The sequence below is a fragment of the Asaia sp. VD9 genome (assembly GCF_037150015.1).
Classification (GTDB): domain Bacteria; phylum Pseudomonadota; class Alphaproteobacteria; order Acetobacterales; family Acetobacteraceae; genus Asaia.
The window spans coordinates 60,312-85,868 of the sequence record NZ_JBBCQM010000002.1; the positions used below are offsets into that span (position 1 = coordinate 60,312).

Below are 25,557 nucleotides of genomic sequence, written 5' to 3' on the forward strand. Positions count from 1 at the left end.
GGCGCCGCCAGACGCGCAAGCCCCGACAGGAACAAGGGCTGGAAGGAGGGAGGAACGCCGCATCCTCCGGCCTTAGCGCGCGCCTTGCCGGGCGTCCAGTCAATCAGGCGGCGAGACGCTTCTCAGGTATTTTTCGGGTCGATGGTCTTGAACCCGTAGGTGACGTAATCCGGAATGACCCGGCCTTTTTCCACGCGCACCGTCAGATAGCCTTCGGGTGTGCCAAGACGTGTGCCATGCCACCAGTTACCTGATACGGCGCCCCCGGTGATGTAGGGCACGCCATGCCATGTGACGGTCTCCAGCACGTGGGTATGGCCCTGAAACACCCCGATCACGTTGTAATGGTCGAAGAGATCCAGAACCTGCCAGGCATTCCTGACGCGCATGCCCTGATGGGCAGGGGGCTTGCCCGGCGGCGGAGCGTAATCCTCCACGGCGGTGACGAGCGGAATATGGGTCGACACAATCACGGGTGTCCCTGTGGGTATGGCCGCCAGATCGCGGCTGAGCCAGGCAATCTGGGCCGGGTCGATATAGCCCTCATAGGACCGGTCAGATGTGATGCCGATGGAATCCAGCACCACGAAATGCACTCCCTTATGGTCGAAGGCGTAATAGGGTGCGCCGAAATTATCGATGTAATACTTCTTCCCATAGAGCGGGTCGGTGGGTTCGATGCCGCTCTTGGTATACACGCCCATGATGTCGTGATTGCCCATGGTATTATACACTTGATGGCCCAGCGTATCGGCTGTCTGCTTGTACAGGTCCATCAGGCTGAGTGCGCGTGACTTCGGAACGCCCAGTGCATCGAAAACATGATCGCCCCCCTGGAGGGTGAAATCGACATTGGCTGTGCGGGCCTGGCGAAAGCACGCCATGCAGCCTTTGGCAGCGTCAAGTTCCGGCTGGATATGGGTATCGGTCAGAAAGATGAAGCTGAAATCCTCATGCGGCAGAAGAGCCGGGCGCTGTGGTACCAGCGCGAGCGCCCGGTCAGACAGCCCGAGTGTTCCGGCGGCCAAACCGGTGAGCGCAGCCGAGCGGAGAAAACGGCGTCTGGGGAGCAGCATCGAAACATCCTTCCTTGGTCAATGGCCGCGCCATCAGACCGTCTCTGGTGAGGGCAGGCATAGACCGCCGCGTGTCTGGCGTCAGTGAAGTTTCAATGACAGAAGACACAGGCGATGACACGCGCATCACCCGGAGCACGCATTCGAGAGAACGCCCCCTGCATTCGAGAGGCTGCTGGAAGGAACGCTTGGTCATTCAGGCGTAGTTCGGCTGGCATCGATCCAGGGCCTGCACGGCCACCTCGCCGAATTCGAGGTCACTGAGGTTGATCGAGGCATGGAAAACCTTGCCGAAATTCTCATTGGTCCCCCAGGCGGAATGATGCGCACCGCTTCCACGGGAAGAACGCATTTCGACTTGATCCCCCTGATCTTCAGGCCAGCCTACAAAAATCAGTGCTGATTTCGACATGGCAGTCAGAATGTCCTTGAAGCCGAATTCCTGCTGGATACGCAACCAGAACTCACGAGACTTCTGGTTTGACTCGTCCTTTGCTGGGCGAGAGAGGTCACTCGGGATCGGCGTAGGCAAATGCGCTCCGAAATCCTCGCTGCTATACAGCGCCTTCTTGAGATTGGCGCCGATCCATTCTGTTGTAGCCTGTTTGCGAGGGATGAACGTCGACCAGCCAGAGCGGGAGAAATAACTTCCTCCCCATCGCTCTGTGCAGATCACGGCCACATACTTCCTGGTGCGGATGAGCTGAGCACGCCGGGTAGGAATCTGCCAAGAGGGAATGACGGTGCTCATGCGCTATCTGCACTCCTTAAAAGGCTGACGTCAGTCGTGGGAAGGGGCGCGCTTGATCACTCAGGCGTAATTCGGCTGGCAACGATCCAGAGCCTGCACCGCGACCTCGCCGAATTCGAGGTCACTGAGGTTGATCGAGGCATGGAAAACCTTGCCGAAATTCTCATTGGTCCCCCATGCGGAATGGTGCGCACCGCTTCCACGAGAAGCGACCATTTCGACCTGATCCTCTTTGTCCTCCGGCCAGTCTACAAAAACCATTGCCGATTTGGACTTGGCGGTCAGACGGTCCTTGAAGCCGAACTCCTGCTGGATACGTAACCAGAATTCATTAGATCTGGCACCCGATTCTGGCTTCATGGAGTCAAAAGGCTCGTCTGGAAGAGGCCGAGGCAGATGAGCCCCGAAATCTTCACTGCTATACAGGGCCTTCTTGAGATTGGCCCCGATCCATTCCGTCGTAACCTGTTTGCGGGGAATGAAGGTGGACCAGCCAGAACGGGAGAAGTGCATGCCGCCCCAGGTTTCCAGACAGATCACGGCCACATATTTTCTGGTGCGGATGACCTCAGCTCGACGGGTAGGAATCTGCCAGGAGGGAATGACGGTGCTCATACGCTATCTGCACTCCGGAACAGGCTAATGTCGGTCAGGTCAGGATTGGCGACGATGCGAATTTGGGCAAGGGCAAGGGTCGTGACGATTACTTTATCGCGCCTTGCTCTTGTCTGAACCTGTGCCACTACCCGTCTCAAAAGGTCCGCTCGCAAATCACACTTGCAAGATACCTAGTGCCGCTGTGCTGCCCTTGTCGACAAGGCAGAGAAAAAGGGAGCGTGCCGAGGCACTATTGCCTGTTGCGCCGAAATGTCGTTGTGCCTCGGTAAAAGCCGTGACCCAGCTTGCCACGAGGACAGAGGCGCATAGCGAGAGCGCGGCATCAAGCGTCAGTCCGGCCTCTGACAAATCATCTTGTCGAACTGGTTTATGCGGGGTGGCCTCCAGCGCGTGCGCAAGATCGCGCCTTATGTCGGCCGTGACCTCATCGCGTAGAGCGCGGGCACGTGATTTCAGGGTCTCGCTCGTCAGAAGCGTATCGATAAATCCCTGAGCCTGGGGCGCAAAGCGCAGGAACGGTGCGTCCTGCGCCACCAGATCATGGGCAAGAGCACGCAGCCGTTCCACTGGGTGCAGGGGAGAGGGGGCGAGAATGGCGGCGCTCAACGTGTCGCGTATGACGGCTTCGCGATCGAAGAACAGATCCTCCTTGCGCGCAAAATGATTGAACACGGTCATACGCCCCACATCGGCGGCCTCGGCGATCGCATCGATCGTGACCTTGTCGAACCCGTGTTCGGCAAAAAGAGCGGTCGCGATGTCAGAGATACGCTGCCGCGTGGCAAGGCGTCTTTTCGTGTGCCGGTCGATCCTTGTTGACATGCGCATCCACTATCAGAAAACTATACCGAGTACAAATATGGATTCGGTCTATGAAACATACGGATGTCGTGATTGTCGGGGCCGGTCCAGTGGGGCTCCTACTCGCTCTCGAACTCGAGCGGGCAGGAGCGTCGTGCGTCGTGCTGGAGGCCCGTGAGCAACAGGAAGAGGTGCAGAAAGCCCTGTCTGTGGGGCCGCTTGGGGCAGAGGCCCTGATGAGGCAGGGCATGGGGCCAGAACTCGATGCTCTGGAGGCACGCAGCCAGGCCTTGATGGCGCCCTTCCTCTCCGGATCTGGCGGCGGGTGGCGTCGGTCCGGCAAGGAGGGGCAGCGCTTTGCCGGCCATTTTGCGGGTATTCCTCTGCTCAGTCAGGAGCAGGACCATAAACGTCCGACACGCCTGATCGACCAGCGCCATCTTCAGAGCGCCCTGCAGGACGAGGTGGAAAGACGGGGGATCATGCTGCGCCGCCCGTGTAGGGTGACGGGAGTGGAGGAGGGGCAAGAGGCTCTCATCCTGACCTTCACGCGCGAGGATGGTCAGGTTGAACGTATCGCCTGCCGCTATGCCGTCGGATGCGATGGCGCACGCAGCACGCTGCGCAAACTGGGGGGCTTTGCCTTTCCGGGTACGGACCCCACGCTCAGCTTTTATCAGGTCTTCGTGGCCTTCGATGAAGCGCATGCGGTCCGGCCCGCCGGGTGGCAGATGCAGCCGGGCGGTGTCATGGCCTATGGTCCAATACCGGAGCGGCTCTTCCTCGTCGATTACTCCGGTCCACCGCCAGAAGGGCAGACCATCCCGACCCAGATGCAGGTGGAAGCCGCAATCGAGCGCGTTTGCGGACGTGCGATGAAGCTCTCGGCCTATCGAGGCGGGCGTTGCTGGACCGATCATACGAGGCTGGTCGACCAGTATCGGCAGGGCAGGATTTTCCTTGCCGGAGATGCCGCGCATATCCATCCGCCTTTCGGGGGACAGGGCCTTGGGCTGGGTCTGGTCGATGCCGCCAATCTGGGCTGGAGGCTGGGCGCCGTCCTTTCGGGGCGTATGCCCGAAACCCTACTGGACAGCTATGAGCAAGAGCGCCGCCCGGTCGCGCGCGATGTGCTGGACAATACCCGGGCCCAGACAGCCCTTATGCGACCCGATCCACAATCCCGTGCGCTTCATGCGCTCATGGCCGAGATACTGAGCCGCGATGAGCCCTGCGCGACACTCGGAGCCCGGATGAGGGGGTACACAATGCGTTATGACACCATAGCGCATTCGGCGGATTGTCCCGCGCTTGGAACCCTGCCCGGTGATCAGGTTCTGCCCGATGGACGCTCGGTTTTCGGGTTGATGCAGCAGGGGGCGGGCGTTCTTCTGGTACCTGACCAGACGAGACATGCCTTCCAGGGCCTGACGATACCGGGAAATCTCGTGCTGGCGTCGTGGCATGAGGCGTTCGTATCACTTATGCGCCCCGATGGATGTCTGGTCTGGCAGGGGGCGCCTCGGGAACGCGCCTCCCTGAACACGGCGCTCGTCAGATGGTTCGGCGCCAGTCTGGACGCGTGACCGGACGTTGACGCGGCGGCCATCTTGAGGTCGTTATGCCTACGAACCGATATCTCAGGAGGCAGAATGCGCGCTCAGCATCGTAACAGGGGCCGGTCATCGTGGAGACGGGCTCTCCTTATCGGAGGGGGCTTCATGGTCTGCCCTGTTCTCGCGCCGAGTGTCGCATGGGCAGATGATATCGGTCAGATCGTGAGCGACTACGATCATTTCACATCAGCACTCGACCCGGTTTCCGCAGCCTCACGGGGCGATCTGGATGCGGCCGAGCGCTGGCCGGATGACAGCCCTGCCGCCGAGGCGGCTCGGCTCAGGCAGAGACAGAATTTCCGGCAACGCCTCGCTGCGCTCGACCCGAAATCGCTCAAGGGCGAAGACAGCCTGAATGCCCGGCTGATGACATGGGAAAACGATCTCGCCATCGAGGGCCAGAAATTCGATCCCTCGCGTATGCCTTTCACCAGCGATGAAGGGTTTTATCAGGAGGTGGGCTACGCAGCCGATAACACGCCCTTGCGTAGCGAGGCCGATGCACGACGCTGGCTTAGGCGCATGGAGCGTATTCCGGCCTATGACGCCCAGCAGATGGCCAATATGCGTCGCGGCATCGCCACCCGCTTCGTCCAGCCCAGATTGATTGCGGAAATTGCATATCGCGCGGTCAAGGCGCAGGCAGATCTGCCTGAGCAGGACAATCCCGCCCTGCGCCCTTTCGACAGCTTGCCAGCCATAATGCCGCAGGCACAGCGCCATGCCCTGCGTGACGAGGGCGCGCGCATCGTGCATGACGGGATCAAACCAGCCGAGCGCGCACTGGCGGCGTTTTTCGAGCATGAGTACCTGCCGGCCAGCCGCGACACCCTCGGCGCGTCGTCCCTGCCGGAGGGGCGCGCCTATTACTCATGGCTCGTGCGCAGCGAAACCACGACAACCCTGACACCCGACCAGATCTTTGCTCTGGGGCAGTCCGAAATCGCCCGTATCCATGGCGAGATGCAGCGCCAGATGACAGCGGTCGGGTTCAAGGGTGATTTCAAGGCGTTTGTCGCGCAGATCAAGGCCGATCCGCGCTTTTACGTCACCACGCGCCAGGCGCTGATGGAGAAGGCGAGTTTCCTTGCCAAGAAAATCGATGGCGCCCTGCCGCATCTGATCGGCAAACTGCCGCGCCTGACCTACGGGGTGCGCGAAGTGCCGCGCGCGATCGAGGAAGGCTATACGACCGGACGTTACGATCCGGGCAGCCCGACGCTGGGTATTGCGGGTGGGCTGATGATCAACACCTCGCATCTGGATCAGAGGCCACTTTACGAACTGCCTTCGCTTGTCGCGCATGAGGGCGTGCCGGGCCATCATATCCAGATCGCTCTCGCGCAGGAAATGACCGATTTGCCGGGATTCCGGCGTGATTACGCCACCACGGCCTTCGTGGAGGGCTGGGCGCTCTATTCCGAGCAGCTTGTCAGCGAGATCGGGCTTTATCCCACGCCCTATGAGCGCTTTGGCCAGCTTTCAATGGAGATGTGGCGCGCCTGTCGTCTCGTGATGGATGTGGGGCTGCACTGGAAGAACTGGACGCGCGACCAGGCGCTTGCCTGCCTGCGCGACAATACGGCCCTGGCGGAAAAAAATATCCAGAACGAGACCAATCGCTACATCTCCTGGCCGGGTCAGGCCCTGGGCTACAAGATTGGCGAGATGACCATTCTCGATTTGCGCCATCAGGCCGAAAAGGCGCTCGGTGCCCGATTTGACGAACGGCGCTTTCATGATCTGGTCCTTGATGAAGGGGCCATGCCGCTGGCTCTGCTGCGCGAGCGCGTGGCGGAATGGATTGAGTCTGAAAAAACCCGCAAGGGATGAGTTCCAAGGGCCGGGAGGATACCCCTCCCGGCCCTTAGGAAAGAGTCAGCGCAAGCCGCCCGAGGCGATGAGCGTCTCACCCGTCAGCCAGCGCGCATCCTCGGAAGCCAGGAAGACCGCAAGCGGCCCGATATCCTCGACTTCGCCGGTGCGCCCAAGCGGGGTCTGGGCAATGATTGCCTGCTCCATTTCAGAGCCGATGACGCTGGCAGTATTGGTGCCCTCTGTCTTGATTAGACCCGGATTGATGGCATTCACCCTGATCTGGCGCGGACCGAGTTCGCGGGCCAGGGTACCGGTGATAGCGTCTATGGCTCCCTTGGTCCCGCTATAGACCGCCGTCTGTGCCGGGGTGATACGCGTGACGACAGAGCTGATATTGATGATGGAGCTACCCGCCGAAAGATGCGGGCTGGCCGCCTGCGTCACCAGAAGCGTGCCGAGAACATTGATGTCGAAGATGCGGTGGAAATGCTCCTCGGTGATATCCTCGATGGCGGCAAATTCATACACGCCCGAATTGTTCACGACGATGTCGAGACGGCCAAAACTCTCGATCGCCTTGTCGATGATGGCGCTGGCCCCCGTCTTCTTGGAGACATCGCCCTGAACCGCAACGGCCTTGCCGCCTTCCGCGGTAATGGCCGCAACCAGTTTTTCGGCACCATCCCGGCCAGAAGCGTAATTGACCACGACAGCGGCGCCTGCTTTGGCCAGAGCCCGGGCGATTTCGGTGCCGATGCCCTTGGAGGCACCCGTGACGACCGCGACTTTTCCTGAAAGCTTGCTCATGATGATCCTGCCTGTTCGACAAACGCCTTCCGGTGCTCTGCGGCGCGGAAGGAAAGGGGTGTAAGAAAGAGGGGCTGGAGGACTTTATTTGTGGAGCGATGGCTCCAACATAACGCATATGAGAAGCCTGAAGCAGGTTTCAAGGATTTATGGAGCGATGACACCAAAAAAAGAATGCGCCCCGCGCCGCCCTCGTGGCCGCCCCCCCTCCTTCGATCGGGATATTGCCCTCAGTCAGGCAATGACGCTCTTCTGGGACAGAGGCTATGAAGGTACGAGTTTTGACGATCTGATCGGGGTGATGGGGATCAGCGCGTCCAGCTTCTACAACAGCTTCGCCAGCAAGGAAGCGCTGTATGTCGAGGCGATAGAGGCCTATGCACGGCGTGAGAGTGCGTGGTTCACTCAGGCGCTTGGGAGCGATGGTGGCGTTGCGTTGGCTTTCAGGACGATGCTCGACGCTGCCGCGCTTGCCTTCACGCGTTGCGATGCGCCCTCGGGCTGCATGATCGCGGTTGCTGCAACACAATGCTCGCCCGCTCAGGCGCGGCTGAGGCAGATGGTCATCGACCAGCGTCATGCTGCTGAGGCCCTGATGGAGGCGCGTCTGGCCCAGGCGGCAGCCACGGGAGAGCTGTCCGAAAACGTCGATTGCGCGGCACTCGCGGCCTATTTCAGCGCCGTCATCAACGGTATGGGGGTCCAGGCGCGCGATGGGGCAAGTCGGGACAGGCTGCTGCAGATCGGCGCTCTGGCGGTCTCTGTGCTAGGGGGTAATGCTCTATCAGGACAGTTATCGTCCTGATTTCACTCTCGTATAGAGCTGTAACGAGACCGATATTATTTGAAAGAGAACAGGCGCATTCACGCGTTGAACTCTGACTGCTCGGGTTTTAAATAGCGAAACCAATCGTTAACAATGATCCTGCCGATCACAGGGGAGCGCATCCGGTGCTCTCTGTTCCGAACGCTCTGAAAAAAGGTGACGACGCGGCCCATGTCCACTGACAGTTCTGCCCAAACGCCCGCAGCCGAGGCCCAGACCCCGCCCGTCGCCCAGGCTCAGCCTGCCCCCATGCCCAATCCCTATATCCTGCCGCCCGATCTGCCGACGAATGATGCGGGACAGGGTATTCACTTCGACTTCAACTGGGGCGCACGCGTCCTGCTGCCGAAATCCACGGAAGGGCGCTGGCGCGCCACGCTGACCGACCTCGATAACTCTACGATTATCTTCCAGGGCGAGCTGGAGGAGGGACATCTTTCCTCGACCAAGAAATTCTTCATTCGCTTTGCCGTGGATGTCGAGCGCATCGCGCCTGATGGCACTGAGACGAAGATCCTGCACCATGAATTCGATGCACGGGGAAAGATTGTTCTGGTTCAACTCCCGGTAGGCACGTTGGGGGATACGCTGGGCTGGTTCCCTTATGTGGCGCGGTTTGCCGCACAGAGCGGTGCACGCGTGATCTGCTGCCTGGCCAAGGTGTTCATTCCGCTTTTCGCTACCGAATATCCCGAGATCGAACTGACGACGAAAGAGGATTTCGAAAAGAGTCCGCTTCGTTCGCAAGTCTATGCGACCTATAATATCGGCCTGTTTTTCGATGACACCGACAACATCCACCAGCCCTGCGATTTTCGTTATGTTGGCCTGCATCGCACGGCTGGCTACATATTGGGTGTAGACCCGACAGAGGAAGCACCTCGTATTGCGATCGAGGATGATACGCGCCCGATCGAGGAGCCCTATGTGTGCATTGCCACCCAGGCCTCGGCGCAGTGCAAATACTGGAATAATCCGGGAGGCTGGCTCGGAGTTATCGAATTTCTGAAAAAACGCGGTTATCGCGTGATCTGTATCGATCAGAAGCCCTTCAGCGGGACGGGTATCGTCTGGAACCATATCCCCAACGGTGCTGAGGACCAGACAGGCAATCGCCCTCTCGCCGAGCGTGCCCGGTGGCTGAAGCACGCCGATCTGTTCGTCGGGCTGAGCTCCGGGCTCTCCTGGCTGGCCTGGGCCACTCAGACAAAGACCGTCATGATCTCGGGCTTTACCCACCCCAATAATGAGTTTCACACCCCCTGGCGTGTCATCTCATGGCATTCCTGCAATTCCTGCTGGAACGACCCGCGGCACATGTTCAATCACAATGATTTCCTCTGGTGCCCGCGCCACGCCAATACGGATCGTCAATTCGAATGCTCGAGGCTCATCTCGACGGATGTGGTCACGAAGAGTATTGCCCAGGCACTGGACGCCTGAGGCCGCCCCTGAGGGGGCAACATGACGCTGCCTCTGTGGTCAGCACCTTGGCAAGCCACATGTCATGTCCCCGGTCGCGTCAGGCGCGACCGGGTTCTGCTTTCAGAGGTAGGAAGCAACCGGATCGTCGCGATGGTAGGCGATCATATTCATTCCGACATTGATCATCTGATACTGCTCGAGGTCGATGAAGGCCTCAAGTGCCCCGAAATCGAGTTTGATATGCTCGATGAATAGGACAGGGCGATGGCGGGCAATCATCGTTCTGGCGCCGTGCAGGACGGCCATTTCCATTCCCTCCACATCGATCTTGAGCAGATCGAGCCTGCCGAGGGCGAGAGAGTCGATCGTACGCGTTTCGATCTCGGCCATCGCAGCGTCGTCATACCGGATTTCCTGGCCAATGAATTCGCTTTCGGCGCGGGGCTGCAATTCCAGGCTGCCGAAGCTTCCGGGAAGGGTATAATCGGGCTGGGGTATTTTCATACGCGTGACTGTATCGGCCATCGCGATATTGAGCGCGGTGGCGTTGAAGCAATTATTGAGCGCGATATTGCCGGCAAGCGCATAGAAGATCCGCTCCTGGGCCTCGACCGCCAATACCGAGCCCCAGCCAGTCATGTGTCTGGCCCATTCGAGCGTATGAACGCCTATATTCGCGCCGACATCGAGCGCCATGATGCCATCACCCCTCAACTGGCGCAGGACGCTCAGGATACTCTTGAGGCACCGAACGTCATTGGGGTCATAGCATCCCTCCTCAAGCAGGCTGTAGCCGACCCCGTAGCTGAGGCTGGCGCTCTCATTCCGATTGAAGTCGAGCCTGTTGACGATCATGGTTCCATGATCGGCATTTGCAAGGATAAAGGCGGTTTTTCGTGAGGTCATGGGGGGCGGGCTCCGCATTGGTGAGTCAGGTTATACGGGGTGTTCCTGCCTCTCTGTCCGTTCCGACACATCTTGTCATGCCTGCGGAGCCGTTCTGGGGCGGGATGGCCGCCGCGACTCCCGAGGCAGGGGCGCCTTGCGCGGAAGGTGCGCCAACCTGCCAAGGCTCAATTCTCGAAGCAGTAAGAAAGCTTTCACTTTATCGAATTATGTCGTCGCCCGGTTCAGGGTTGTTCGGAGCGCCCACACAGTTTGAATTTTCGAAACAATTACCGTGTTAAATCAATCCCTTTATTTGACTACGTTTCAGAAGTACAAAATGGACGGTTTGAAATCGTCTGAAATCTTAAAAAATCGTGATTTGAGTCAATGTAAAGAAACGGACAGACCGGATTATTACTAAAATAAATCCGGAGAAGATTCCATGGTTGCTGTGGTTTCGAGCGGGGTCACGTCAAACGTGGTCGGTACCGTTCTTGAAGATGTTCTGGTTCTGGGCACGGTACGCGTGACGAGTGCCGGAACCATTGCTGGCGGTGAGGTGACATCGCGCGGATATATTGCGCTTTCTTCGGGCATTGCCTCCGATTTGACTTTGTCGCGTCTCGGTCAGCTAGATGTGGCTATCTCAGGGGGTGCCAGTATAGCGCAAAACAATACTGTCCTCTCAGGCGGTATCATCACGGTTTGGAAGAATGGATCGTCGGTCTCCAACGTCATCTCCTCCGGAGGGAGCCTTTATCTGGGCAGACGTGGGTCAACCATCCAGGGTGGGGTTTCGCTGGATGATACCGTACGGGCCGGCGGGACGATGTCCGTTGCGAATCAGGGGAGCGCCACACGCACCAATATCAGCGCGGGCGGCAAGGTTATTGTCGATTATCAGGGGGTCAGCACCAGCGCTGCCATTTTACAGGGCGGAACCGCGCTCGTTTCTTCCGGGGGAACAGCATATGACACGCTTGTTCGCTCCGGTGGAATTTTGTCCAATTACGGCGTCATCTCCGCGGGCAACGATACGCTGCGGGGAATCACGAGCGGCACGCAGGTTTTCGCGGGCGGAACCGCGATTATCGGCAGTGGCGGCATAGGCTATAATGAGGTCGCAGAGGACGGCGGCTCTATCATCGTCGGCGCTTACGGCTCTGCCTTTGTCTCAGGCATCGAAACCGGCAATTACCTTGTGACGTCCCAGGGCAGGGTCTGGGTTCAGGACCATGCCGTGCTCTCGAATGCGACCGTTCAGACCTATGGCGTCGTGACGGTGGCAGGAGAGGGCGCCGCCGTGATCGGGGCCGATGTGTCGGGGGTGTTCGGCACGATCGAGGTCAGTTCCGGAGGCGTAGTGAGCGACGCGCATCTCCGTGCCTCAGGTACGATCCTGGCCTCTGTGGGGGGGAGTTCGGTTTCCGCCGTCGTCTCCTCCGGGGGGCGCGTCTCTGCGGTATCAGGGGGTGTTTCCATCAACGATACCATGCTCAGCGGCGGTACGCTGACGGTACGCAATGGGGGCACCGGTGTCATGCCTGCCGTTTCTGCGGGTGGTCGTGCCATCGTCGATACATCGGGTGTCGTGACGAGCGCAGCGGTGCGCGATGGTGGGACGGCCATCGTCGGCTCTGGCGGGACCATGCTGACGGCGGTGGTCAGCAATGGGGGTGTGCTGATCAATTCGGGTCGCGCCGGACTGTCGGCAGGCGCTGTCGACTCACGCGGCATTACCAGTGGGACGCTCGTGCTTTCGGGCGGGTCGGCTCTGATCAATAGCGGCGGCCTCAGCTATAACGATACCGCGGAGGATGGCGGTGTTGTCAGCGTCAATGCCAATGGATCGGCTTATATCTCCAATTTCGATGCGACCAATTATGCCGTGACATCGCAGGGACGCGTCTATGTGGGAGAAAACGCTTCCCTGACTGGTGTCGAGATCACCACATATGGTGTGGTCAATGCCTCCGGGGCCAATGCCGTTGTTTCCGACGCGCATGTGACCGGGGTGTTTGGTATGATCTCGGCCCAGGCGGGTGCTGTGGTGAGCCAGGCCGAAATCGGCAATAGCGGGTCGGTACTGCTTGATAGCGGGGGAACGTCTATCTCGAGCGTGATCACCTCGGGCGGGACGATCTGGGCCGGACGACGCAACACATCCGTTGCCAGCGGCTTGTCCCTCAATGACACAGTGATGAGCGGCGGGCGTCTGATCGTTGAGAATTATGGCTCGGCGTTCAAGCCGATTATTGCGAATGGCGGCGTGCTCTCCGCGACCACGACGGGTGTAGTGACCAGCGCTCTCGTTCAGGGCGGTGGCCTCATGTATGTGGGGAGCTCCAACAACACCTCTGATCCCGCGCATAGTTTCAATACCTACATCGCGAGTGGCGGTACGGAGATCATCGGTGTCGGCGCCGTGGAAAACGGCGCGACGATCGGAAGCGGCGGCACCGTCGTCATCAATGATGCCGGGGGGCTCGTCAGCGGGCGTCTCGAGGAACACGGCACCATCGATTTCAACTATCTGAGCGGTACCATCACCTCGGCCAATCTGACATCGGATGGTTTGCTGACTGTGCGCGCCAGCAATGGGCGCACCGCGAGTATCCAGCTGGCCGGCACTTATACGCATAATGAATTTGCGTTCACAGGAGACACGCTCACGCTCCTCTGCTTTCTCGCCGGGACTGCCATCAGGACGCCCCACGGCGAAAAATCGGTCGAGGATCTGCAGATCGGCGATCATGTCTGCGTCTGGGACTGGAAGAATGGCGTGGAGCGGACGAGCCGCCTGCGCTGGGTTGGCAGGCAGCGTGTCGAGATCGACCCCACGCTCTCCGATGATCAGGCGGGTTATCCTGTCTGTATCCGGGCAGATGCCGTGGCACCAGGTATTCCAGCGCGTGATCTGTATGTGACGCCAGAGCATTGCCTGTTTTTTGATGGGGTGTTCATACCGGCGCGCATGCTCGTGAATGGCCGCAGTATCTATTACGACAAGACCAGGGCCGATCACTTCGTCTATCACGTCGAGACGCAGGAGCACTCCGTGCTCTGGGCGGAAGCCATGCTGACAGAGAGCTATCTGGATACGGGAAACCGACGGAATTTCCATCAGCACGGTTCGGTTGTGCAGTTCGGCGCCGATCACGCCCATGACTGGGCACATGATGCGGCAGCTCCCCTCGATAGCACGCGGGCGCGGGTCGAGCCTGTCTATCAGCGTCTCCTGGAGCGGGCCGGGGTGACCGCCGAGTCCCCTGAAACGACATTCGATACGGCCATGGAACTGGTGGCGACGGATGGGCGCGTATTTCCGCCGCTGCGGATCAGCGGAGACAAGCATGTGTTCATGCTTGAGGGCGATGTGCGTCACCTGACGCTGCGCTCCAATGCCAGCCGCCCCTGCGATGCTATCGGCCCGTTTGTGGATGATCGACGCAAATTGGGAGTTCTGGTCGGGCGGGTCACTATTTTCAGCAATGCGCAGATGCGCGAGGTCGAGAAACATATCACGAGCGAGACGCTGGAAGGCTGGCTCTGCCGCGATGGGCATCATTGCCGCTGGACGAACGGCGAAGCCCTCCTGCCGCTTACGCTTCATGCCGATGAAGGGCCGCATCTGATCGCTATAGAGATTGTTGCCGGGGGGCCGTATCTGATGGAGCAGCCTGAACGGGTGGCTCCGTATCTCAGTGAAGAGAAGATGCGGCTGCTGGTTTGATCGGCGGGTTGCGTTCAACCGGTATTCAGGTCGAGGCCCCTTCGAGTGGGAGATACAGATCGACCACGGCGCGGGTCTCCGGCACCTGAGGATAAAAGGCGACACGCTGGCAGAAGAGGGGAAAGTCTCGCAGGCGCTCGCCACTTGTGGGCAACCAGTCGCGGTAGAGGAAGAGGGCAGCATCCTCTATGGTGTCTGCGCGTCCGACCAGGCGCAGCATGGCGCATCGCCCCGCGGGCAAAGTGCGGAGCGTCACGGCGTCTCCTTGCGCCGGAAGCGCGCGCAATACCCCGGCCGCCAGCCCGATCCGCAGGGATTCGGGCGGGGTCTCAGCCGGGTCGTCGAAGAAAATAGTGTAGGTGGCAGCCCTGTCAGGGGATAGGCCATTGCGTTTCCTCCAGGAAATGAAGTGCTGGACCGTTTCGCTGACCCGCTCGGCAGGACCTTGATGCATCATCAGAGCGATGGGTGTGGCGGGAAAGAAGCGTATGGTGACATCGCGAGGCTCGAAACGCCGACGCTGATACCGGTTCTCCGCAATCGTCAGCTCTGCCAGGGGCTTGCGCCATACGCGCCAGTCCTGCTGGCGACGGAAACGTGACGGTGTGGTGCCGAAACAGCGTCTAAATGCCCGCGCGAACCCATCCGGAGTTTCGAACCCGCATTCGAGGGCAATGCGCGTAATGGGGTGCGTGCCATGGGCGAGGTGGAAAGCAGCGTGCTTGAGCCGCGTCAGCTGGGTAAAGCGATGCAGGCTCATCCCGAACAGCGTGCGAAAGCGCCGATGAAAATGACTGGGCGACAAAGCCGCGATACGACTCAGCGTGGCTAGATCGAGCCGCTCGCCGGGAAAACTACTGATATGGTCTCTGGCGCGTTTGAAACGCGCCTCAGTCATGTGGCGATGTCGTGTCACCCGCGATTCCTTCGGCTCAGGTGTTCTCGTCGGGCCCCCGTCGGCACTCATTCCGACGTGAAAACCCGCTATCCTCCCATCCTACCGGCACTGAAGCCCGCTGCCCGACCGATCTTGCGCTTTTTGAAAGCTGTAGCAGAGGCCAGAATCGGGATAGGGGGCGTGTAACGAGGACAAGGCCCGAAGGGAGGGGAAGCCCGGGTCGCGTACAGCCCGTGTGGGTATTTTTCCGCACCTCTGGCTGGAGGCCTGAATCGCGGGGGGTCAGGCGGTGTGCAAGGCCGCCAGCCTGATTTTGACGTCGCGCCACAGCGCTTCCTGTGCGGCGAGATCGAGATCGGCAAGAGTGCTGCCCGTCTCTGCAAGAACGGCTTCCATAGTCTCGATCCGCCGGGTGAATTTCGCGTTGCCGTGCCGCAGGCAGGCTTCAGGATCGAGGCCAAGCTTGCGCGCCAGGGAGGCAACGGTGAAGAGTACGTCACCGACCTCATCCTCGAGCCGTGTCTTGTCACCGCCGGGAAGTTCGTCACGTACCTCGTCGAGTTCCTCTGCAATTTTCGCCAGAACCTGCTCGGGCGTGTCCCAGTCGAACCCGACACGGGCTGCGCGCTTGCCGAGTTTCTCGGCCCGGATCAGGGCGGGCAGTGCAGGAGCGATCCCTGCCAGAATGCCGTGTTCGGCTTTCGCCGCGCGCTCGGCCTGTTTGCTGCGCTCCCACAGATCTGCATCGCGCTGCGCGTCACCGAAGACGTGGGGGTGACGGCGGATCATCTTGTCGCCGATCAGGCGGGCAACCTAGCCGAAATCGAAGCGCCCGGCCTCTTCCGCGATACGGGCCTGATAGACGACCTGAAGCAACAGATCCCCCAGTTCGTCAGGAAGCGACACCCAGTCCTTGCGCGCAATTGCGTCCATGACCTCATAGGCCTCTTCGATGGCGAAAGGGGCGATGGTTTCATGGGTCTGCACGCGGTCCCAGGCGCAGCCCGTTTGCGGGTCACGCAGGCGGGTCATGATCGCGATCAGGCGTTCAAGCTGCTTCGCCGCATGATGCGCCGTTTCCGAGCCGACCGATCGGGGGCCGATCGCAGCATGATCGGCAGGGTCAGTCATGGGCGGAATGGAAGAGGTCAAGGCGTGCTCCGGTCCGGTGGTCAGGCGTTGCGGAGTATAGGCAGCGCTGCGCTCAGTTTCCATCGTCGCGGGTGCGGGGTTTCTGAAACCCGAGAACGACCTGATCCGTCTGGCCACGGATCGACTTGTCGAAAACCGGCAGGGTATGGGTATCCTGAGAGTTGCGCAGAATCGGGCTGTTGATCACGAGCGTGAATCCGGCGGCCTCAACCTGCTGGATGATCAGGGCGGGATCGATGCGATGCAGGCTGGTCGGGGCAATCGTGCCGCTCCCCGCCTGGGCGACGTGGTCGATGACCATATAGTAGCCACCCGGTTTGAGTGCCTGGAAAATGGCGCGGTCCATGCGTTGCGCGGTTTCTGGTCCCATGGCGCCATAGACGTCGTGATAATTCTGCGCGGTCCAGACCAGATCCAGCGGCTGCGAGACATGGAAATCGACTACGGGCGTGATGACCACCGAAACATTCGAGAAATCCGGGCTTGCTGCGATGGCCTGCGCTGTCTGGGGCAGTTGCGGGTGACGTGCGGCCATCTCGGCGGGGATCACGGCGTAGACATGGCCGGCGCTACCCAGTTTCAGGCTCAAAAGCCGTGTAAAATAACCGCTTCCAGGCATGAGATCAGCCACCCTGGCGTCTTTCGGCAGTGGGATGAGCGCGAGAAGATCGAGCGGCTTGCGCAGCGCATCCCGGGCCTGGTCGCCAACCGGACGGGCGGGCGATGCCAGAAGCGCCGGGCCGGAGAGGGCAGGCCGAACCGCCGTCTGGGTCGTGGGTGTCTGGGGTGTTCCCGGCTGGGTCGTCCCTGGCTGGGCCGCCAGGGCTCGATGGCCTTGCAGGGCTGCAAACCCGGTCAGGAGGAGGGCAAGGGAGACGCTTGGCTTCATACCGATCATCCTGACAGGAGTTGGAAGAAAACTCTGGCTTATCTGTTCCTGCGGCACAAGAGATACAGCCCCATGATCAGGCCCACGCTGACGAGGCTCGCCAGGATGGTCTGGCGCTGGGAAGACTGCACGAGCATTGCGAGCACGACCAGACCGATCGCGCCGATGGTGCCGGTATTCAGCGCAGTGCCGAAAGGCAGGGTGAAAGCCCTGTTTTGAGGGTCCTGCAGGCGGATGATCCTGTGGGACGAGACGATCAATCCGTAGATCAGCAGCATGACCGCTCCTGTCGCACCGAGCAGGAAGGCGAAGATCAACTTGGGCGAGAGGATCGAGCAGAAGGCCACGACCAGTCCGATCGCGCTGGAGAAGGTGACGGCGCGTTGCGGCACCTGGGTGCGTGACAGAGCGGCAAACCAGCGCGGCGCATCCTTGAGTTCGGCGAGGCCGCGCAGGGTGCGCGAGGTGATGTAGATGCTGGAATTGAGGCAGGACAGGATGGCCGTGAACACAACGACCTGCATCAGCGTCGCTGCTCCGGGCACGCCAATATGGCGCATCACGGTCACGAAGGGCGAGTAGCCCGGCTCGATGGCGGTCCAGGGTACGAGCGTGAGGATCAGAATGACCGACAGCACATAGAAGAGCGTGACGCGGATACCGATCGTACGGGTCACACGCGCCAGATTTTCCTCGGCATTTTCCGATTCGGCCGCGGCGACAGTCGCTGATTCAGAGCCGATCATCGAGAAAAGCACGGTTGGGACCGTTGCCAGAATTGCACCCCAGCCATGCGGAAAAAAGCCGTCATGGCTGAAGACGTTATGCGCGATCCGGGGGTGTGGGCCGATGAAATGGCTCAGGCTGAGCAGGCCAAGGGCGCAGAATGCGATGATGGTGGCGACCTTGATGAGGGAAAGCCAGAATTCGCATTCGCCGAAAACACGCACCGAAACGAGATTGATCAGATTGACCGCCACGATCAGTGCCGGGGCCAGAATCCAGACGGGTAAACCGACCCAGTCCTGCATTGCGATGGCGCCACCAATAGCCTCGGCGCCGATGGTGACGACCCAGAAAAGCCAGTAAAGCCAGCCCGAAAGGAACCCCGCCCAGGGGCCATGCGCTGTCCGGATGCAGTCGATGAAGGTGCCGATGCCCGGTCGGGCCAGCAGCATTTCGCCCAACATGCGAATGACAATGACGACGAGAAGTCCGGTGCCGATATAGGTCAGAAGAATTGCCGGGCCCGCTGCGGCGATCGCGGCAGAACTGCCTATGAACAGACCGGCACCAATGACACCGCCAAGGGCGATCATGGCAATATGCCGGTCCTTGAGCTTGCCGCCATGGAGCAGCGGGGGCTCGCCTTCAAGGGAAAAAACCTGTTCTGAGTGTCGATCTTTATCCATCATGCATTGGACAAAGCCATGTAAATGCTTACTTCGTCCAGACAGAATATTTTAGTGAAGGAATGAATTGATGACACGGGTGTTCATAGACGGCGAAGCAGGAACGACGGGTTTGGGCATCCGTGAACGCCTGCGCGCCCTCCCCGTCGAGATTCTATCCATCGACCCGGCTCGTCGGAAAGAACCTGAGGCTCGCCTTGATTTGATGAAGCAGGCGGATCTGGTGGTGCTGTGTCTGCCCGATGACGCAGCGAGAGAGACTGTTTCCCTGGCCGCGGGACTCGACCATCTGCGGTTGCTCGACGCCAGCACGGCGCATCGCGTGGCTGATGATTGGGAATACGGCTTCCCCGAGCTCGATTCTGCCCAGAGCGAGCGTATCAGAACGGCGCGCTTCGTTTCCAACCCGGGCTGCTATCCAACCGGGGCCATCGCCCTCCTGCGCCCGCTGATCGATGCCGGACTGCTTGCAGCCGATCATGCGGTCACGATCAATGCCGTCAGCGGCTATAGCGGCGGGGGGCGCAGCGAAATCGAGGCCCACGAGCAGGCGGGTGGCCCTGCCTTTGAGCTTTATGGTCTTGGTCTCGAGCACAAGCACGTCCCCGAGATCATGCATTATACCGGCCTGACCAGACGTCCTATCTTCGTGCCATCCATCGGGCATTTCGCCCAGGGCATGATTGTTTCCATACCGCTGCATCTGGATGATCTGCCTGGGACCATAAGTGTGGCTGATATCGAATCCTGCCTTGCAGCGCATTATCAGGAATCGTCTTCCGTAAGGATGGCGTCTGCCGATCTGCCCCGTCTGGACGCGGCCGGGCTTGCCGGTCGAGACGATATGGAGTTGCGGGTGCACGGTAATGAAGCCCGGCGCCACGTGCTCTTGACGGCGCGTCTGGATAATCTCGGCAAGGGGGCATCGGGCGCGGCGCTGCAGAACATTCGCCTCATGTGCGGCGTCTAGAGCCGGGAAAGCGGCAACGGGTGCCGGAACGGAGGGCATTCTTAGCGTTTGATCATTCTTTGGTTGCTAACCTTCATGATGCCATCCCTTGTGTCGGCTGCGGCACCGACGGGGAAAAGGGGCGCGGCGTCATAGAAAGGAAGGCGCGAGAGCGTATCATGCCAAGCCTTCCTGGCCGTATTCTGGATACCCTTCCCCTGCTCGTCTGCCATGTCGAGCCGGATGGCCGGGTATCCTATCTCAATCATTGCTGGAGAAGCTTCTCCGGTCTGTGCGAGACGGCGGGCACCCTGTCCTGGACCGATCTGATCGGAGAGGGCGAGGGCCAGTTGCCCTGCCGGTGTCCCGAACCCATGGCGTATTGCCTGCATGAAGCCGTTTCCCTGCATCACCCAGGGCGTGGAGATATACGCGCCCGATTGCACTGGCAGAAAATGGATCCGGCGACAGGGGGATGGCTCCTCTATTGCAGTCCTGAAACCGACATGCAGGCCGGTTCGCGCAAGGATCATACGCTGGGCGTGCTGGCAAAGCGTCCGGACGGCGAAGAACCCGGTCTGATGCGGGCGGCCAGTTCGCTGACCGAGCCAGGCCGGAGTGAGGCTGAAGCCAGACTGCAGCAAACCGCACCGTTTCTGCGTGAGCCCGCGGACCACCCCGCCGGTCTTGCTTCGGAGCCGGAGAATGGACGAGACGACGGACAGGCCCATGATGCCCTGACCGGCCTGCCGGACCGGGCCGCGTTCGACAGGCAGGCGGCGCTTCTTCTTTTCGAGAAGGGGGCGCTCGACGAGCGCGTCTGGTTGCTCCTGCTCGATATCGACTATCTCGGTGACATCAACACGCTCTATGGGCGTGAGACAGGCGATCGTATCCTGTGCATTGTCGCCGAATGCCTGTCGGATATCGTGGCAGGGAGGGGGATCGTGGCCCGTAGCGGCGATGATGAATTCGCCGCTCTGCTCACGGGGATCGGGCGGGATGAAAATCTGGCCGATCTGGCCCAGGCTCTTCTGGCCGCCACGGATCATCCCGTTGCAATCGGCGCGCAGCAGATCACCTTCGGTCTGAGTATTGGTGCCGCGCTGTTCCCGCGCGACGGGCGCGTACTCTCTCGCCTGTATCAGGGAGCCCAGATTGCCATGGGGGATGTGAAGGCCCATGGTCGCGGTGGCTTCAGGCTTTTTGATCCGACGACCATGAAGCCCGAAGGCGGTGTCAGCGCTCAGGCCAATGTGGTCCGGCAGATGTTGAGCGACGATCTCGTCTATCCGGCCTATCAGGCCAAGGTCAGGCTGACCGATGGGCAGTTGATGGGTGCCGAAGCGCTGATGCGCTGGCGTGGCCGGGGTGACCTGCATTGCGGCCCGGACTCCTTTCCAGAGATCTTCCGTAATTACGATCTCGCCTCACGTGTCTCCGCGCGCGTGCAGGAGCGTGTTTTCGAGGATATCGCACTGTGGCGCCGTACAGGGCTGATGCCGCCGCCGATTTCGATCAATGTCGCTCCGGTCGAGTTCATGCAGGACGATTACGCCGAAAAGCTGCTCGCGCGGCTCGAGCGCTTCGGCCTGTCTGCACGAATGATCGAGCTCGAACTGACGGAGCATGTGCTCTACCAGAACAGCGAGCACTATATTCACCGCGCTTTGGCCCAGCTTCAGCGCGCGGGGATCAGGATCATTCTCGATGATTTCGGGACGGGATATTCTTCGCTCGGCTTCCTGCGCGATTTTCCGGTATCCTGCATCAAGATCGATCGCAGTTTCATCAGGCGTATCTGCGCAGAGCCCTCGATGGAGGTCATCGTCGAGGCGATCATCCGGTTCGGGGAGGCCATCTCTGTCGATGTTGTGGCTGAAGGGATCGAGACTGACGATCAACTCGCCTTGCTGCGTCGAATCAACTGCCCCACGGGACAGGGGTATCATTTCTCTACCCCGATCGATTCCACGGCGTTTGCCCGGCTTCTGACGGGAAGCCGTCGCTTCCCGGTCTGAAACGCTCCCCGGCGCGTATCAATTGCCTTTTCGATCGAACCCCGCTAACAATCCGGCCATCAGGCGAGAGTGACGGAACGGTAGACGTAGTCGGCTCAAAATCGACCGCCGCAAGGCATGGGGGTTCGAATCCCCCCTCTCGTACCAGATTTTTCACTGAAAACAGGTGAGTGACCGGGCCGTGACTTGCGCCTGTGGGTCTGCCTCCGGCATATCTCGCAAACTTTCCTGGAGTTTGCCGGACCGATCATGCCCCAACGTCCCGTTCAGAAACCTGCCCGTCCGTTCTTTTCCTCCGGGCCCTGCGCCAAGCGCCCGGGCTGGACGCTGAACGCGCTCGATGGCGCGCTGCTGGGCCGCTCGCATCGCGCGGCTGAGGGGCGGGCTCGGCTGAAAGACGTGATCGATCGGTCTCATGCCCTGCTCGAGGCCCCTTCGGATTGGAAGATCGGTATCGTCCCCGCCTCTGATACCGGCGCTGTGGAGATGATCCTCTGGGCGCTTGCAGGAGAACGCCCTATCGATGTTCTCTCCTTCGAGAGCTTCTCCGGACTCTGGGCGCAGGACCTGCGCGATGTGCTCAAGCTTGATGACCTGACCGTCCATGAGGCGCCCTACGGGGCACTACCCGACCTGACGCGTATCGACTGGTCGCATGACGTGGTTCTGACCTGGAACGGTACGACCTCGGGCGTGTGCCTGCCTGGCCCGGACAGCATTCCGGCGCAGCATGAGGGGCTCGTGATCTGCGATGCTACCTCGGCCGCCTTTGCGATGGATCTGCCGTGGGATCGTCTGGATGTGGTCACCTGGTCGTGGCAGAAGGCGCTGGGTGGTGAAGCCGCGCATGGCATGATCGCCCTCAGCCCCCGTGCCGTGGCGCGTCTGGAACAGGCTGCGCCACGCCCCCTGCCCAAGATCTTCCGCCTGACCAACAATAAGGGGCTGATAGACGCCATCTTCTCGGGCGATACCATCAACACCCCCTCGATGCTGTGTGTCGAGGATGCGTTGGACGGGTTGCGCTGGGCTGAGGCGATTGGCGGCCTCAAGGCGCTGAAGGAGCGTTCGCGCCGCAATTTCGACGCGGTGGCACGCTGGGTGGCAGACACCACCTGGGTGGAATTTCTTGCCAGCGACCCTGCGCAGCGTTCGACCACGTCCATCTGCCTGCGTATTACGACCCCCTGGTTCACGGCCCAAGAAGTCGAAATCCAGCAGAAAATCGTCAAGCGCCTGACAGGGCTCATCGCCGATGAGGGGGCGGGTTACGACCTCGCCTCCTATCGCGATGCGCCGCCCGGTCTGCGTATCTGGGGAGGGGCCACGGTCGAGGCTGAGGATATCGAGGCGCTTCTCCCCTGGCTCGACTGGGCCTATGAGAGTGTCAGCATGGAATACGCCGCATGAAACTGACCGACGAGCCCGATACCGCCCTTTTGCCCTCAGGGTTCATCGACCTTTTGCAGCACGAGGCCGAGGCCGAGGCGCAGGGAATCGAATCCGTCATGGATGTGTTCGCCGCCCACGGTTATGAGCGGGTGCGCCCCCCTTTGCTGGAATTCGAAACCTCGTTGCTCCATGGCGCGGGTCAGGCGCTCGAGGAACAGACTTTTCGTCTGATGGACCCGGATTCCCGGCGTATGATGGCGCTGCGCCCGGACATGACCACCCAGATCGCCCGTATCGCCGCCACGCGGCTGGCTGGCACATCGCGTCCTTTGCGCCTGTCCTATGCCGGGTCATGCATTCTCGTCGGAAGTCCCGGGCGCGAAGGCGAACGCCAGATCAGTCAGGCCGGGATCGAGCTGATCGGTGTCGATTCCGTTGAGGCGGATTGCGAAGTCGTGCTGATTGCGGCCGAGGCTCTCGAAAAGCTCGGGATCGAGGATTATTCCTTCGATCTCTCCTGCCCGGCGCTCGTTCAGGCGCTTGTGGCGCTTTCGGGCTATACCGGGACCCGGCGTGCGCAACTCGTTCATGCGCTCGATCGCAAGGATATCGCTGCCGTCGCGGAGCTGGGCGGGCCGGTCGCCTCGGTGCTTACGGCGTTGGTCGAGGCTTGCGGGCCTTCCGAAACGGCGCTGCTGCTGTTGGAAAAACTCGACCTCCCACCCGAGATCCGTATTCATGCCGAACGCCTGATGGCCGTTGTGCGCATGCTCCATTCCCGCGCGCCCGCATTGCGTCTGACGGTCGACCCCGCCGAGTTCCGGGGCTGGCAGTATCATACGGGTGTTTGCATGACCGTCTTTGCCAGGAGCCAGCGCGAAGAACTGGGGCGTGGCGGTCGTTACCAGGCGCAGGGAGAGGAACCGGCCTGTGGTCTGACCTTCCGTCCCGAGGTGCTGCTGCGTGCGGCCCGTCCCATCATCCTGCGTCCACGCGTCTATATTGCCGCCGAGATGCAGGATTCACCCGGCGCGGCCCGGCTGCGAGAGGAAGGCTACGCTACCGTGGCCGGTCTCGAGCCCGTCGAGGACCTGTCTGCCGAAGCGCAGCGCCTGAATTGTACCTTCGTTTTCGTCGCCGACGAACTCATCACGCTGTAAAAGGAAAAGAGCATGTCCAACGTCACCGTCATCGGCACCCAGTGGGGTGACGAAGGCAAGGGAAAGATCGTGGACTGGCTGGCCAGCCGTGCGGATATCGTCGTCCGCTTCCAGGGCGGCCATAATGCCGGTCATACACTCGTGGTGGGCGATCAGGTCTACAAGCTCTCCCTCCTGCCTTCCGGTCTGGTTCGCGGCAAGACGGGCGTGATCGGTAATGGCGTCGTGGTCGATCCCGAGGCGCTGCTGGCCGAGATCGACCGTGTTTCCGCCCAGGGTCTGGTGGTCAATCCCGAGACGCTGTGGGTCGCCGATAACGTGCCGCTCATCCTGCCGCTGCATGTCGCTACCGATCGCGCCCGCGAGGCGGCACGCGGCGACCGCAAGATCGGCACCACGGGGCGCGGTATTGGCCCTGCCTATGAGGACAAGGTCGCGCGTCGCGCCATTCGTCTGTGCGATCTTTCGGAGCCCGAAACGCTAGACTGGAAGCTTGATGAGCTGCTGCTTCATCACAACACGCTTCTGGCTGGTCTCGGCGCGCCGACTTTCACGAAGCAGGAAATCCTGGATCATCTGGCGAAGCTGGCCCCGCGTGTGCTGCCCTTCGCCTGCTCGGTCTGGGAACGTCTGGACGAGGCGCGTCGCTCCGGTCGTCGCATCCTGTTCGAGGGTGCGCAGGCCGTCATGCTCGATGTCGATCACGGCACCTATCCCTTCGTCACCAGCTCCAACACGGTTGCGGCGGTTGCGGCCAGCGGCAGCGGCGTTGGTCCCGGTACGGTGGGTTTCGTGCTCGGTATTGCCAAGGCCTACACCACCCGCGTGGGTGAGGGGCCGTTCCCGTCCGAACTGTTCGATCAGGTCGGGCAGGATCTGGGCGAGCGTGGGCGCGAATTCGGCACAGTGACGGGCCGCGCGCGCCGTTGCGGCTGGTTCGATGCCGTACTGGTGCGCCGCGCTGCGCGTGTTGGTGGTGTCAGCGGTATTGCCCTGACCAAGCTCGATGTGCTCGACGGGTTCGAGGAAGTGAAGATCTGCGTCGGGTATGAGCTCGATGGCAAGGTCATCACCTCCTTCCCATCCAGCCCGGCCGCACAGGCGCGTCTGAAACCGGTTCTGGAATCGATGCCTGGCTGGCAGGAAACGACCTTTGGGGCGCGTAGCTGGGCCGATCTGCCCGCCGCAGCCATCAAGTATATCCGCCGTATCGAGGAACTGATCGAAGCTCCTGTGACGCTGCTTTCGACCAGCCCGGAACGCGACGACACCATCCTGATGCGCGATCCTTTCGAGGACTGAGCTGGAAGAACGGGCCTTCGGGC

The 25,557-nt window shown here is 60.7% G+C and carries 19 protein-coding genes, 1 tRNA gene and 1 pseudogene; 11 read left to right on the forward strand and 10 right to left on the reverse strand.

All coding sequences use genetic code 11. The annotated features are described in order from the left end of the window. Positions 1 to 122 precede the first annotated feature (122 nt). From WFJ47_RS02690 to WFJ47_RS02705, 4 genes are all read right to left on the reverse strand, one after another. The gene (locus WFJ47_RS02690) at positions 123 to 1,076 is read right to left on the reverse strand and encodes a metallophosphoesterase (RefSeq protein ID WP_336760730.1); all 954 of its coding nucleotides are present in this window, start codon (positions 1,074 to 1,076) and stop codon (positions 123 to 125) included. Between the two features lie 196 nt (positions 1,077 to 1,272). Beyond that, positions 1,273 to 1,827 carry a hypothetical protein gene (locus WFJ47_RS02695; RefSeq protein WP_336760731.1) on the reverse strand — a complete coding sequence of 185 codons (555 nt, stop codon included), beginning with the start codon at positions 1,825 to 1,827 and terminating at the stop codon, positions 1,273 to 1,275. 60 nt (positions 1,828 to 1,887) lie between these two features. Further along, positions 1,888 to 2,442: a hypothetical protein gene (locus WFJ47_RS02700; protein ID WP_336760732.1), complete on the reverse strand. Its 555-nt coding sequence runs from the start codon at positions 2,440 to 2,442 to the stop codon at positions 1,888 to 1,890. A gap of 156 nt (positions 2,443 to 2,598) precedes the next feature. After that, positions 2,599 to 3,267, reverse strand: a complete 669-nt coding sequence (locus WFJ47_RS02705; protein WP_336760733.1) for a TetR/AcrR family transcriptional regulator — start codon at positions 3,265 to 3,267, stop codon at positions 2,599 to 2,601. 50 nt (positions 3,268 to 3,317) lie between these two features. Between WFJ47_RS02705 and WFJ47_RS02710 the strand changes: the two genes are divergently transcribed. Then, the gene (locus WFJ47_RS02710) at positions 3,318 to 4,832 is read left to right on the forward strand and encodes an FAD-dependent monooxygenase (protein ID WP_336760735.1); all 1,515 of its coding nucleotides are present in this window, start codon (positions 3,318 to 3,320) and stop codon (positions 4,830 to 4,832) included. A gap of 135 nt (positions 4,833 to 4,967) precedes the next feature. Continuing rightward, positions 4,968 to 6,695, forward strand: a complete 1,728-nt coding sequence (locus tag WFJ47_RS02715) for a DUF885 family protein (protein WP_336760737.1) — start codon at positions 4,968 to 4,970, stop codon at positions 6,693 to 6,695. Between the two features lie 45 nt (positions 6,696 to 6,740). Here WFJ47_RS02715 and WFJ47_RS02720 read toward each other — a convergent pair whose 3' ends face one another. After that, entirely contained in the window at positions 6,741 to 7,487 is a 747-nt protein-coding gene (locus WFJ47_RS02720; RefSeq protein ID WP_127100685.1) for a glucose 1-dehydrogenase, read from the reverse strand. A gap of 157 nt (positions 7,488 to 7,644) precedes the next feature. Between WFJ47_RS02720 and WFJ47_RS02725 the strand changes: the two genes are divergently transcribed. After that, positions 7,645 to 8,292, forward strand: a complete 648-nt coding sequence (locus WFJ47_RS02725) for a TetR/AcrR family transcriptional regulator (RefSeq protein ID WP_336760738.1) — start codon at positions 7,645 to 7,647, stop codon at positions 8,290 to 8,292. A 192-nt stretch (positions 8,293 to 8,484) separates the two neighbouring features. Next, a complete protein-coding gene (locus WFJ47_RS02730) occupies positions 8,485 to 9,756 on the forward strand; it encodes an autotransporter strand-loop-strand O-heptosyltransferase (protein WP_127100683.1) in 1,272 nt (423 codons plus the stop codon). 102 nt (positions 9,757 to 9,858) lie between these two features. Here WFJ47_RS02730 and WFJ47_RS02735 read toward each other — a convergent pair whose 3' ends face one another. Next, positions 9,859 to 10,644, reverse strand: coding sequence for an FkbM family methyltransferase (locus WFJ47_RS02735; RefSeq protein WP_336760740.1), 786 nt, complete (start codon positions 10,642 to 10,644; stop codon positions 9,859 to 9,861). Positions 10,645 to 11,068: 424 nt separating this feature from the next. Here WFJ47_RS02735 and WFJ47_RS02740 point away from each other — a divergent pair, with 424 nt between their 5' ends. Further along, positions 11,069 to 14,359 carry a Hint domain-containing protein gene (locus tag WFJ47_RS02740; RefSeq protein WP_336760742.1) on the forward strand — a complete coding sequence of 1,097 codons (3,291 nt, stop codon included), beginning with the start codon at positions 11,069 to 11,071 and terminating at the stop codon, positions 14,357 to 14,359. A gap of 25 nt (positions 14,360 to 14,384) precedes the next feature. Here the strand turns inward: WFJ47_RS02740 and WFJ47_RS02745 are convergent, their stop codons facing one another. The 4 genes and pseudogenes from WFJ47_RS02745 to WFJ47_RS02760 form a co-directional block, all read right to left on the reverse strand. Next, the gene (locus tag WFJ47_RS02745) at positions 14,385 to 15,275 is read right to left on the reverse strand and encodes an AraC family transcriptional regulator (protein ID WP_336760744.1); all 891 of its coding nucleotides are present in this window, start codon (positions 15,273 to 15,275) and stop codon (positions 14,385 to 14,387) included. A gap of 264 nt (positions 15,276 to 15,539) precedes the next feature. Beyond that, positions 15,540 to 16,289 (reverse strand): annotated as a pseudogene (gene mazG / locus WFJ47_RS02750) (nucleoside triphosphate pyrophosphohydrolase). 172 nt (positions 16,290 to 16,461) lie between these two features. Continuing rightward, positions 16,462 to 17,298, reverse strand: a complete 837-nt coding sequence (locus tag WFJ47_RS02755) for a methyltransferase (RefSeq protein WP_336760746.1) — start codon at positions 17,296 to 17,298, stop codon at positions 16,462 to 16,464. Positions 17,299 to 17,336: 38 nt separating this feature from the next. Continuing rightward, positions 17,337 to 18,713, reverse strand: coding sequence for an amino acid permease (locus WFJ47_RS02760; RefSeq protein ID WP_336760747.1), 1,377 nt, complete (start codon positions 18,711 to 18,713; stop codon positions 17,337 to 17,339). Between the two features lie 67 nt (positions 18,714 to 18,780). Here WFJ47_RS02760 and argC point away from each other — a divergent pair, with 67 nt between their 5' ends. The 6 genes from argC (at position 18,781) to WFJ47_RS02790 (ending at position 25,534) form a co-directional block, all read left to right on the forward strand. Next, positions 18,781 to 19,680, forward strand: a complete 900-nt coding sequence (gene argC, locus WFJ47_RS02765; protein ID WP_127100675.1) for an N-acetyl-gamma-glutamyl-phosphate reductase — start codon at positions 18,781 to 18,783, stop codon at positions 19,678 to 19,680. Between the two features lie 158 nt (positions 19,681 to 19,838). Then, positions 19,839 to 21,680, forward strand: a complete 1,842-nt coding sequence (locus tag WFJ47_RS02770; protein ID WP_336760749.1) for a bifunctional diguanylate cyclase/phosphodiesterase — start codon at positions 19,839 to 19,841, stop codon at positions 21,678 to 21,680. Between the two features lie 63 nt (positions 21,681 to 21,743). Further along, positions 21,744 to 21,827, forward strand: a tRNA-Leu gene (locus tag WFJ47_RS02775). 102 nt (positions 21,828 to 21,929) lie between these two features. Then, the gene (locus WFJ47_RS02780; protein WP_336760751.1) at positions 21,930 to 23,090 is read left to right on the forward strand and encodes a phosphoserine transaminase; all 1,161 of its coding nucleotides are present in this window, start codon (positions 21,930 to 21,932) and stop codon (positions 23,088 to 23,090) included. Continuing rightward, the gene (locus tag WFJ47_RS02785; RefSeq protein WP_127100669.1) at positions 23,087 to 24,232 is read left to right on the forward strand and encodes an ATP phosphoribosyltransferase regulatory subunit; all 1,146 of its coding nucleotides are present in this window, start codon (positions 23,087 to 23,089) and stop codon (positions 24,230 to 24,232) included. Before WFJ47_RS02780 ends, WFJ47_RS02785 begins: the two co-directional genes overlap by 4 nt. Before the next feature lie 12 nt (positions 24,233 to 24,244). After that, complete coding sequence (locus tag WFJ47_RS02790; protein ID WP_336760753.1) at positions 24,245 to 25,534, forward strand: adenylosuccinate synthase; 1,290 nt, start codon at positions 24,245 to 24,247, stop codon at positions 25,532 to 25,534. Positions 25,535 to 25,557 lie beyond the last annotated feature (23 nt).